The following is a 12,249-nucleotide window of genomic DNA, read 5'->3' as shown; positions in this document are numbered from 1 at the left end:
GTCAACAAGGCGGCCCGCGACGTGCTCGCGCGCCACGACTTCGTCGAGGTCGAGACCCCGACGCTGACCCGGTCGACCCCCGAGGGCGCCCGCGACTTCCTCGTCCCGGCCCGCCTGCGCCCCGGGTCGTTCTACGCGCTTCCGCAGAGTCCGCAGCTGTTCAAGCAGCTGCTGATGGTCGGTGGGCTCGAGCGGTACTACCAGATCGCACGCTGCTACCGCGACGAGGACTTCCGCGCCGACCGACAGCCCGAGTTCACCCAGCTCGACGTGGAGATGAGCTTCGTCGACCAGGACGACATCATCGCCCTCGCCGAGCAGATCCTCGTCGCCCTGTGGGACCTCGTCGGCTACCAGGTGCCCACCCCGCTGCCCCGGATCACCTACGCCGAGGCGATGCGCCGATACGGCAGCGACAAACCCGACCTGCGTTTCGACCTCGAACTCGTCGAGTGCACGGAGTTCTTCGCCGACACCCCGTTCCGCGTGTTCCAGGCCGAGTACGTCGGTGCGGTCGTGATGCCGGGCGGGGCGAGCCAGCCCCGTCGTCAGCTCGACGCCTGGCAGGAGTGGGCCAAACAGCGCGGCGCCCGCGGTCTCGCCTACGTCCTCGTCGGTGAGGACGGTTCCCTCGGCGGCCCGGTGGCCAAGAACCTGTCCGACGCCGAGCGCGACGGACTCGTCGCCCACGTCGGTGCCGCTCCGGGTGACTGCGTGTTCTTCGCCGCGGGCCCGGTGAAGGCGCAGCGCGCCCTGCTCGGTGCCGCACGCGGTGAGATCGCCTCGCGTCTGGGCCTCATCGACGAGAACGCCTGGGCGTTCACCTGGGTCGTCGACGCCCCGCTGTTCGAGCCGGTGGCCGACGCGACCGCCGGCGGCGACATCGCCGTCGGGTCCGGCGCGTGGACCGCCGTGCACCACGCGTTCACCGCGCCCAAGCCCGAGTCCCTCGACACCCTCGAGTCCGATCCGGGCTCCGCGCTCGCCTTCGCCTACGACATCGTCTGCAACGGCAACGAGATCGGTGGCGGCAGCATCCGTATCCACCGTCGCGACGTGCAGGAGCGGGTGTTCGCGATCATGGGCATCGACAACGCCGAGGCGCAGGAGAAGTTCGGGTTCCTGCTCGACGCGTTCGCCTTCGGCGCACCGCCGCACGGCGGGATCGCCTTCGGATGGGATCGCATCACCGCCCTGCTCGCCGGCGAAGGATCCATCCGAGAGGTCATCGCGTTCCCCAAGTCCGGTGGCGGTGTCGACCCGCTGACCGATGCGCCCGCACCCATCACCGCGGCGCAGCGCAAGGAGTCCGGTATCGACGCCCCGGCCAAGCCGACCCAGGCGGCCCCGGCGTCGGCCGGGGACCCCGGCACGGCGCCGACGGTCTGATCCCGACGTGCTCCACCTCCGCCTGATCGTCCCGGCGCACCGCAGCGCGGAGATCGTGGAGGTGCTGTGCAGGGCGGTGGGCGTCACCCACATCCTGTCGATGCCGGGCGCCGCGGTCGAGCCCGCCGGTGACCTGGTGGAGGCCGACGTCACCCGGGAGGCGGCCAACGACGTCCTGAGCACGCTCATCGACGCCGGGTTGCCCTCCCACGGGTCGATCACGATGGAACCGCTCGACACGGTGCTGTCGGATGCCGCCGACAAGGCCGAACGCGACGCCCCGGGTGATCCCGACGACGCCGTCGTGTGGGAAGAACTGCTGCGTCGCACCCGCGAGGAGGCGACGCTCAGCGTGACCTTCGTCGCGTTCCTCGCCCTGGCGTGTCTGATCGCCGCGGTCGGTGTGGTCACCGACTCCCCCGTGACGGTGGTCGGGGCGATGGTCGTGGGCCCGGAGTTCGGACCGCTCGCCGGAGTCGCGGTGGCGATCGCGCGCCGTCGATTCGATCTCGCCCGCCGATCCGTGCTCGCCCTTCTCGTCGGGTTCCCCGTCGCGATGGTGGTGACCGGGATCGGCGCGCTCGCGGCCGAGGCCACGGGGTTGTTGGAGATCACCGATGTGACCGCGGCGAACCAGGTCGACTTCATCTATCAGGTCGGTGCCTTCTCCTTCGTGGTCGCGCTGCTCGCCGGTGCGGCGGGGATGCTCTCGCTCGTCTCATCCCGATCCGCCGTGCTGGTCGGGGTGTTCATCTCGGTGACCACCGTGCCCGCGGCCGGGTACGCCGTCATCGCCGCGACCCTCGGGCAGTGGACGGTGGCCGCGGAGTCGACGCTGCAGCTGGGCGTCAACATGGTGGGCGTCGTGCTGGCCGGGGTGGCGGTGCTCACCGTGCACCGGGCGCGTGGTCGGCGGGCGGCACCCCGCGCCGATCTGTGATGCACTGACACCTCCGATGAACCGCCACGCGCGACGGCTGTGGCGCAGGCGTGTACGACGAACGAGGAGGGTTGCGCGCGTTGACCATCAAGGTGGCACTCGAGCACAGGACCAGTTATTCCTTCGACCGCCCGGTCAAGGTGTACCCACACGTCGTCCGGCTCCGCCCGGCCCCGCACTCGCGGACCCCGATCGAGGCGTACACGCTCACCGTGGAGCCGTCGGGCCACTTCGTCAACTGGCAGCAGGACGCGTTCAGCAACTACCAGGCGCGCCTGGTGTTCCCGGAACCGACGACGTCGCTGTCCATCACGGTGGGCCTCGTCGCCGACCTCACCTCGATCAACCCGTTCGACTTCTTCATCGAGGACTGGGCGGAGAACTACGGTTTCGCCTACCCCGAGCAGATGCGCACCGACCTCGAGGCCTACCTACGACCGGTCGGGGGCGAGACCGGCGGGCGGCACTCATCCGGCGAGGACGGCGAGAACTCGCTGGTCGACGACTGGGTCGAACGGCACCGTCCCACGACCGGCGCCCGCATCATCGACACCCTGGTGGCGCTGAACCAGGCGGTGCGCGACGACGTCGGCTACACCGTGCGTCTCGAGGCCGGTGTCCAGTCGCCGGAGTACACGCTGTCCAGCGCGATCGGGTCGTGCCGTGACTCGGCGTGGTTGCTCGTCGCCATCCTGCGCAGGCTCGGGCTCGCCGCCCGGTTCGTCTCCGGGTACCTGGTGCAGCTGACCTCCGACGTCGCCTCGCTCGACGGCCCGTCGGGACCGTCGGCGGACTTCACCGACCTGCACGCCTGGACCGAGGTGTTCCTCCCCGGCGCGGGTTGGGTCGGCATGGATCCCACGTCGGGACTGTTCGCCGGGGAGGGCCACATCCCGCTCGCCGCGACCCCGCAGCCCGGTGGCGCGGCGCCGATCACCGGCGCGACCGGTCCGTGTCACGCGACCATGGATTTCTCCAACACCGTCACCCGTTTCCACGAGGACCCGCGGGTCACGCTGCCCTACACCGACAGCCAGTGGTCGGGGGTCGTCGATCTCGGTGCCCTGGTGGATCGTCGGATGGCCGAGCGCGACGTCCGCCTGACCATGGGTGGTGAACCCACGTTCGTCTCCATCGACAACCAGACCGCGCCGGAGTGGTCGACGACGGCCGACGGTGGCCACAAACGCCGACTGGCCTCGGAGCTCGCCGAACGTCTGCGCACCGTCTACGCGCCGTCGGGACTGGTGCAACGGAGCCAGGGCAAGTGGTATCCGGGAGAACCGTTGCCGCGCTGGCAGATCGGGCTGCTCTGGCGGGTCGACGGGAAAGCCCTGTGGCAGCGACCGGAGCTGTTGGCCGATCCCTGGGCCGACGACGCCATGGCTGCGGCGTCGATGGACATCGAACCACCGGTGGCGACCGCGGCGTCCGCGGCCCGCAGCGCAGCGTTCCTGTCCGCGTTCGCCGATGCCCTCGGGTTGCCGGACACGACCGTCCGCCCGGTCTACGAGGACCCGCTGGTCCGGTTGGCCGACCTGCTGCGTTCCCCACCGGGGGAACCCACCGCCGAATCCGCGCCGGACATCGACGACGAGGAGGACGATCCCACCGCGGGCCGACGCGGTCGCGGACCGGACCTGACTCCTGAACAGGACACCGTCGCAGCCCGGAAGGCGTTGCTGGCGCGACTCGACGAACCGGTCACCGCCGCGACGGCACATGTGCTCCCGGTCAGTCGCACCGACGACGACACCGCGTGGCGCAGTGTCGGATGGTTCACCCGCCGCGGGCGCCTCGTCCTGACCGCGGGCACGTCGCCCGCGGGACTCCGGCTGCCGTTGGACTCGCTGTCGTGGGGGCCCGCCCCGGTGGTCCACGAATCCGACCCCACCGCCCCGACGCGACCACTGCCCACGCCGCCGACCGTCGTCGAGGCCGATGACACCGACCCCGACACCGACTCCGCGGACCTGTTCGACGGCCCGGTCCCGCGTACCGCCGTCGTCGCCGAGGTGCGCGACGACATCCTCCACGTGTTCCTGCCGCCGACCGAGCGACTCGAGGACTACGTCGAACTCGTCGCGACCACCGAGGCGGCCGCGGCCGCCGTGGGCGCCCCGGTCATCGTCGAAGGCTATGGGCCGCCCGCGGATTCGCGTCTGCAGTCGCTGACGGTGACCCCCGACCCCGGGGTGATCGAGGTCAACATCCAGCCGACGGCGTCATTCGCCGAGCAGTCCGACCTGCTCGAGACGCTCTACCACGAGGCCCGCGTCGCCCGCCTGGGCACCGAGTCGTTCGACCTCGACGGCAGCCACGGCGGTACCGGCGGCGGCAACCACATCACCCTGGGCGGCATCACGCCGTCGGAGTCGCCGATGCTGCGGCGACCCGACCTGCTCGTGTCGATGCTGAGCTACTGGCAGCGGCACCCGTCGCTGTCGTACCTGTTCTCCGGTCGCTTCATCGGGACGACCTCGCAGGCCCCCCGCGCCGACGAGGGGCGCGAGAGCGCGCTCTACGAGCTGGAGATCGCGTTCGCCGAGATCGACCGACTCTCGGCCGAGGGAGCCGAGGCCGGTCCGTGGATGATCGACCGCGCGCTGCGCCACCTGCTCACCGACATCACCGGCAACACCCACCGCGCGGAGTTCTGCATCGACAAGCTCTACAGCCCCGGGACGGCCCGCGGACGCCTGGGCCTGCTCGAACTCCGCGCCTTCGAGATGCCGCCACACCACCGGATGGCCATGGTGCAGTCGCTGCTCGTACGCAGCCTGGTGTCGTGGTTCTGGGACAACCCCTTCCGGGGCCGACTGTTGCGCCACGGCGCGGACCTGCACGGCAAACACCTCCTGCCCCATTACGTGATCAACGACATCGCCGAGGTGGCCGAGGACCTGCGCGAGGCCGGATACGACTTCGACACCGCCTGGCTCGACCCGTTCACCGAGTTCCGGTTCCCGCGCCTGGGCACGGTGGCGATCCGCGACCAGGAGATCGAGCTGCGCGGCGCCATCGAGCCGTGGAACGTGCTGGGGGAGGAGTCCACCGCCGGCGGCACCGCCCGCTACGTCGACTCCTCGATCGAGCGCGTCCAGGTGCGGGTGCAGGGCAGCGATGACGATCGGTACCTGTTGACCTGCAACGGCTATCCGCTGCCGCTGACACCCACCGGTCGGCCGGGGGAACGGGTCGCCGGCATCCGGTTCCGGGCCTGGCAGCCCCCGAGCGCACTGCACCCGTCGATCAGCATCGATTCCCCGCTCGTGTTCGACATGGTCGACACCGCCAACGGCCGGTCCGTCGGCGGTGCGACGTATCACGTCGTCCACCCCGGCGGCCGTGCCTACGAACGCCCCCCGGTCAACGCCGTCGAGGCGGAGTCCCGCCGCAACGGCCGGTTCGAGGCCATCGGGCACACGCCCGGTGTCGTCGACGTCGCGGCGCTGCGGGAGATGCAGGCCCGGCTGGCCACCGACCTCGGGGTGCCGACGATCCTCGATCTGCGACGGGCACGTACGGTTCTTCGGTGACGTCGCCTTCCCCCACGCCCGCGGAGACGCCATCCGCGGTGGTGGATCGCTATCGGTCGGATCGCTTCGCGCTGTTCGACATCGACGGTCCCGATGCGGCCACGCCGCCCTACGACGAGATGATCGACTCCGGCGGCTCGATCCGTCCCCAGTGGGCCGATCTGGTGGCCGGGTACGCGCGCGCCGGCACGGTCGGGATGGCCCGCACCGCCATGCGTCTGCGGACGATGGTGGCCGACGAGGGCATCACCTACAACCTGACCGGCGACCGGGTCGCGAGCGGTGACGCGGTCGTCGACACCACCCGTCTCTGGGAACTCGACAGCGTCCCGCTGGTTCTCGACGGCGACGCGTGGGCGGCGGTCGAGGCCGGGATCGCGCAGCGGTGTCTGTTGCTCGACGCCCTGCTCGTCGACCTCTACGGGGAGCGCCGGACCATCGCCGAGGGCCTGGTCCCGCCGGAGATGGTCTTCGGCCATCCCGGATACGTCCGCAAGGCCGGCCGACTCGGCATCGCCGGGCCGCACGCGCTGTTCTGTCACGCCGCCGACATCGGCCGCACGGCAGACGGCGGCTTCGCCCTGTGGGGCGACTACACCCAGGCGCCGTCGGGCATCGGTTACGCGATCGCCGACCGACGTCTGACATCCCGCGCCGCGTCCACGTTGTTCGGCGCGGTCGGGCCGCGACCGATGACGACGTTCGCGGGCACGCTACGACTGGCCCTGTTCGATTACGCGCCTCCCGGTGTGGACGATCCGACGGTGGTCGTGCTGAGTCCGGGCAGTCTCTCGGAGACCGCGTTCGACCAGGCCTACCTCGCGTCGGTCCTCGGCGTCCCGCTCGTCGAATCCGCCGACCTGCTCGTCCGCGACGGTGCGGTGTACATGCGGTCGCTGGGCAGTTTCAAACGCGTCGACGTCATCCTGCGGCGCGTCGACGCCATGTTCTGTGACCCGCTCGACCTGCGGTCGGACTCCCGGCTCGGGGTGGCCGGACTGGTAGAGGCCGTCGCCAGGGGCGCGGTCACCGTCGTCAACACACTCGGCAGCGGGGTCATCGAGAACCCGGCGCTGCACACCGTCGCCGCCCGGCTCGCACCCGCGCTGATCGACGAGGAACTGGCACTGCCCACGGTCGAGACCTATTGGGGCGGTGCGGGCTCCGAGCGCAGCAAGATCATCGCCGACCTGAACGGCCTGGTCCTCGACAACTTCCGCACCGGCGAACAGTTCATCGGCGCCACGCTGTCGGGAGACGAGTCGGAGACGGTGCGTCGTCGTGTCGAGGCCGACCCGTGGCAGTGGGTGGGCCGTCGTCCCGGACAGTTCTCCGTCGCCCCGTCGATGACGCCCGCCCATGCGGGGGCCGCCGCCCGGCTGCGGGCGGCACCGGTGGGCATCCGCACCTTCGCCGTCGCCCAGGGATCGGCCTACGCCGTGATGCCCGGGGGTATGGGACAGGTCCTGGCGACCGGCGCCGAGGGTGCCGCGATGGGGGCGATCGCCGCGAAGGACGTCTGGGTCGCGAACACCGAGGCCCTCGGTGACACCACCCGAGTGGCCGAGTCGGTGTCGTCGGTCGTCTCGCCCGTGCTCTCCGCAACCGACCGCTCCGCCGCGTCGCCGCGTGTGCTGGCCGACCTGTTCTGGCTCGGTCGCCACGGCGAGCGCGCCGAACTGACCGTGCGGATGGTCAAGGTCGCCCGCGAGCGCTACCAGGATCGTGACCGACTGTGGATGTCGGGCACCGGGTCCCTGCCGCTGTTCCTCGCCGGCATCGCCACGACCACGGCCACGACCGACCACGTCGGCGCCCTGCCCGACGCCGCCACGGCCGACAACGGCGCCGCCGTCGCGCTGGCCGCGATCGGTCGCCTGACGATGTCGCGGTCGGTGCCCGGGACCGTCGCCCACGCGGTGGACCGACTGGTGGCGTCGGCTCGCGCGGTGCGCGATCAGATGTCGACGAGCACCTGGATGGTGTTGGGCACCATCGAGCGGGCGTTCGCCGACCTCGCCCACACCGTCGCCGAGTCCGCCCCTGCCACCGGTGCGCATGCCGGGACGAGCGCGGCCGTCGACACCGTCGACGTCGACGAACTCGCCCGGGCGCACGAGTCGATCCTGCACGGGCTGCTCGCACTGGCCGGGCTACAGGCCGAGTCGATGGTGCACGACCCGGCCTGGCTGTTCATGGACGTCGGTCGCCGTATCGAGCGGACCGTCATGCTCGCCGACCTCACCCGCGCGGTACTCGTCGAGCGCCACGACCTCGACGTCGAACAGGGGCTCCTCGAGGCCTATCTCGTGGCGAACGAGTCCGCGGTCATCTACCGCCGACGCAACCGCGGACTGCACCGGCTGCGCCCGGTGATCATGCTGGCCATGTTCGACGAGACCAACCCGCGGTCGATGATCTACCAGCTCGCGCGCCTGCGCTCGGACCTGTCCACCATGCCCGACGAGGTCCGGTCGGCGGCCGCCGAACGCGTCGTCGAGGAGATGATCGCCGAACTCCGCCGGGTCGACCCGACCGATCTGACCACCGTCGGCGACACCGATCGCCGCGACGAACTCGCGGAGCTGATGACCACGCTGGCCAGCGGCGCGCGGGAGATCTCCGACGTCCTCGGGCGGACCCGCTTCGCACCGCCACGCGACATCCAACCCCTGTGGGGCGGGGGCAGTCGGTGACCGGCCCCACCGGAACCGACGTCGCCTCCACGCGTCGCTACCGCGTCACCCATCGCACCACCTACGACTACGACGACGTCGTCAGCGCATCGTTCGGGCGCTGCTTCCTCATGCCCAGAGACGTTCCGGGACAACGCGTCCTGGAAGCCTCGGTCGCCGTCGACCCGGAACCGGCCGACCGCTCCACCGGCACCGACATCTTCGGCAACACCGACACCTACTTCCACGTCCGCACGCCGCATCACCGCCTGGAGGTGACCGGGACGTCGCTGGTCGACATCGATCCCCTCGATCCCGCTCTGCTGACCTCCGCCGCGGCGACCGCGCCGTGGGAGGACGCCCGCCCCTCCCGACCGGCCGACGCCGGCGAGGTCGAGTACGTGCTCGACCTGTACCCGCCGGAGATCACCGACGCCGTCCGGGAGTACGCCGCGACCGTGTTCCGTCCCGGACTGCCCCTGCTCGACGTGGTCGTCGACCTGACGACGCGTATCCACACCGATTTCGCCTACCGCTCCGGCTCGACCGCGATCAGCACCAAGGTCGACACCGTCATGTCGCGGCGCGAGGGCGTCTGCCAGGACTTCGCGCGTGTCGCGATCGCGTGTCTGCGGTCCCAGGGGCTGGCGGCACGGTACGTCTCCGGGTATCTCGCCACCGAGCCACCACCCGGCCGCGAGCGTGTGATCGGCGCCGATGCGTCCCACGCGTGGGCCGCGGTGTGGCTCCCGGGTGGCCGATGGCTGCCGTTCGACCCCACCAACGACAAGCTGGTCGACGAGAGGCACGTCACATTGGCGTGGGGACGTGACTATGATGATGTACCGCCGCTGCGTGGAGTCATCTACACCGAATCGACCAAGAGCAAGATCACCGTCTCCGTCGACGTGGCGCCGCAGGAACTGCCGACCGTGTCGCAAAAAGCGTCGACCACGTCGAACGAGTCACCAACGGGCTCGTGAGTCGCCGCAGTTCATCGTAGGGGCACGCTGACCGGCGTAACAGTATGCCGGCCGCCTGACCTGCATGAATGTCCCTCGGGACGCCGCCTGAGCACGACTCGCATTGCGATCGGCCTGGGCGTGACACGTGCCACCTGTGGGTGGCGTTGGGTAGGTTTACACGTAATGACTGTCATCGCCGAGAACCGCATGTCGGGTGCGGTCCGGGCCGCCGAGCAGGTTCTGTCCTCCCGGGCGGGTGCCCGGGTGACCCTTGCCGACCCGGTGGAGTTGGGCGGCAGCGGTCGCACCGACGTTGTTCGGGCGCGGGTGGCGCAGAACCCGCTGTCGATGGACCGGAGTCTGGTCATCAAGGTGGTCCCCACCGACGAACCGGCCGACGCGTTCGCGCGTGAGCTGGCGTCGTACAAGTACGCCAACGCACTGCCGATGCATTCTCGGCCCGGCCCGCAGCTCATCGCGTTCGACAACGCCGCCCGCCTCATCGTCCTCAGCGATCTCGGCCACGGCCGTTCCATGAGCGACCTGCTCGGCAGCCCCGACTGGGCTGATCCCAGTCATGCGATCAGCGCGTGGGGGCAGGCCCTGGGCCGTATGCACGCGGCGACGGTCGGCGGGGAGAGCGACTTCGATGCGTTGCTGCGTCACGGGCCCGGAGGCGGGTCGGTCGAGGTGTTGCCCGCGCAGGCGCGCGTGGCCGTCGATCTCGCCCCCGAGGTGATGACCCGTCACCTCGGTCTGTCCGTGCACGACGAGTTCCTCGCCCTGCTGCGCCGCGGCGAGGCGTTGTTCGCCGAGGGCGATCACCGCGCGTTCAGTCCGTCCGACGTCGGGCCGCCGAACATCCTCATCAACGACGAGGGCGTGCAGTTCATGGACTACGAGTGGGGCGGGTTCCGCGACGCCTCCCTCGACATCGCCTACGCGATCGTCACCTTCACCCCGGACCTCGCGCCTCGGTGGACCGACCGGCGCACCGACCTGGAGACGGCGCTGGTCGACGGGTGGCGCTCGGAGATCCAGGCCATCTGGCCCGCCCTCGGGCACGACGGCGAACTCCACCGCAAGGTGTTGACCGCCCGCGCACTGTGGGTGTGGATGAGCACCGTGTGGATGCTGCCGGTCGATCTCGAGGTCGACCCGCAGTCGCACGGGTTGGCGCTGCACACCACCGACCCCACGATCGTCGTCGGCCGGTGGACCGATCTCGCCGCCGCGGCCGGTCGCGCCGGTATGACCGACATCGCGGACTTCGGCGTCGCCGCCGCATCGGCGCTGGACGCGGCCTGGCTGCGGTGACCTTCGCGCCCGGCGGCGACGGGCTGTTCGATCCGCCGGCCCCACCCCCGACGTCGGGGTCGTTTGCCGAGTCGCAGGTGCGATCGGCCACGTCCGGACCGCTCGCGGTCCGCATGCGTCCGCGCAGTCTCGACGAGATCGTCGGCCAACAGCACCTGCTGGCGGCCGGTTCTCCGCTGCGCCGCCTCATCGAGGGATCCGGCGCGGCGTCGGTGATGCTCTACGGCCCGCCCGGCACCGGCAAGACCACCATGGCGTCGCTGATCTCGACCGCGACCGGAGGCCGGTTCGAGGCCCTCTCGGCGTTGTCGTCGGGCGTGAAGGAGGTGCGATCGGTCATCGAGGTCGCCCGCCGCGCCCTCATCGACGGTCGACAGACCGTGCTGTTCATCGACGAGGTGCACCGGTTCTCCAAGACGCAGCAGGACGCGTTGCTCGACGCCGTGGAGAACCGCATCGTGCTGCTGGTCGCCGCGACCACCGAGAACCCGTCGTTCTCGGTGGTGTCGCCGCTGCTGTCGCGGTCGCTGGTGTTGCAGTTGCAGCCGCTGTCCGACGACGACATCCGCGAGGTGCTCACCCGGGCGGTGCACGACGAGCGCGGCCTGGCCGGGACGGTCGAGATCGCCGACGAGGCGCTCGACCACATCGTGGCGTTGTCCGGCGGCGACGCACGACGCGGTCTGACCGCACTCGAGGTGGCCGCCGGCGCCGCGCTGGGGCGTGACGGCGACACCGGGACCGCCATCCCGACCATCGGCCTGGCCGATGTCGAGTCCGCGGTCAACCGTGCCGCGGTCCGCTACGACCGCGACGGCGACCAGCACTACGACGTCATCTCCGCGTTCATCAAGTCCATCCGCGGGTCCGACGTGGACGCCGCCGTGCACTACCTGGCGCGGATGATCACCGCGGGGGAGGACCCCCGGTTCATCGCGCGACGACTGATGATCCACGCCAGCGAGGACGTGGGCATGGCCGACCCGACAGCGATCGGGGTCGCCGTCGCCGCGGCCCAGGTGGTCGCACTCGTCGGGATGCCCGAGGCCAAACTGGCGCTCACCCAGGCCACCATCCACCTCGCGAGCGCACCGAAGTCGGGTGCGGTGGTCTCGGCGATCGGTGCGGCCATGGCCGACGTGGCCGCGGGCAAGGCCGGTCAGGTCCCGCCCCACCTGCGCGACGGGCACTACCCGGGCGCGGCCGCCCTGGGCAACGCCCAGGGGTACCGGTATCCCCACGACGACCCCGATGGTGTCGTCGCCCAGCAGTACCCGCCCGACGAGCTGGTCGGTACCGACTACTACGAACCGACCGACCACGGCCACGAGCGCGAGATCTCGGCCCGCCTCGGGAGGCTTCGCTCGATCGTCCGCAGGGCCACCACCCGACGCTGATCACCCCCGGCGTCGCCTGCCCGGACC

Annotated in this window: 7 protein-coding genes; all 7 read left to right on the top strand. The window is 70.8% G+C overall.

Annotated features, from left to right (window positions below):
- The coding region (gene aspS / locus JHC79_RS20715; protein ID WP_296394387.1) for an aspartate--tRNA ligase at positions 1 to 1,389 on the top strand (1,389 nt) is incomplete at its 5' end.
- Between the two features lie 7 nt (positions 1,390 to 1,396).
- Positions 1,397 to 2,329: a DUF389 domain-containing protein gene (locus JHC79_RS20710; protein ID WP_296394386.1), complete on the top strand. Its 933-nt coding sequence runs from the start codon at positions 1,397 to 1,399 to the stop codon at positions 2,327 to 2,329.
- 80 nt (positions 2,330 to 2,409) lie between these two features.
- Positions 2,410 to 5,868 carry a DUF2126 domain-containing protein gene (locus tag JHC79_RS20705; protein WP_296394384.1) on the top strand — a complete coding sequence of 1,153 codons (3,459 nt, stop codon included), beginning with the start codon at positions 2,410 to 2,412 and terminating at the stop codon, positions 5,866 to 5,868.
- Positions 5,865 to 8,564 carry a circularly permuted type 2 ATP-grasp protein gene (locus JHC79_RS20700; protein ID WP_296394383.1) on the top strand — a complete coding sequence of 900 codons (2,700 nt, stop codon included), beginning with the start codon at positions 5,865 to 5,867 and terminating at the stop codon, positions 8,562 to 8,564. The genes JHC79_RS20705 and JHC79_RS20700 overlap by 4 nt, the downstream gene beginning before the upstream one ends.
- Positions 8,561 to 9,526, top strand: coding sequence for a transglutaminase family protein (locus JHC79_RS20695; protein ID WP_296394381.1), 966 nt, complete (start codon positions 8,561 to 8,563; stop codon positions 9,524 to 9,526). Before JHC79_RS20700 ends, JHC79_RS20695 begins: the two co-directional genes overlap by 4 nt.
- A 165-nt stretch (positions 9,527 to 9,691) precedes the next feature.
- Positions 9,692 to 10,825 (top strand): phosphotransferase, encoded by a 1,134-nt coding sequence (locus JHC79_RS20690; protein ID WP_296394379.1) that lies wholly within the window; start codon positions 9,692 to 9,694, stop codon positions 10,823 to 10,825.
- Between the two features lie 77 nt (positions 10,826 to 10,902).
- Positions 10,903 to 12,222, top strand: a complete 1,320-nt coding sequence (locus JHC79_RS20685; protein WP_296394389.1) for a replication-associated recombination protein A — start codon at positions 10,903 to 10,905, stop codon at positions 12,220 to 12,222.
- The last annotated feature ends 27 nt before the right edge of the window (positions 12,223 to 12,249 follow it).

It is taken from the genome of Williamsia sp., assembly GCF_016462415.1.
GTDB lineage: Bacteria > Actinomycetota > Actinomycetes > Mycobacteriales > Mycobacteriaceae > Williamsia_A.
This window is presented reverse-complemented; position numbering and strand designations above follow the sequence as displayed.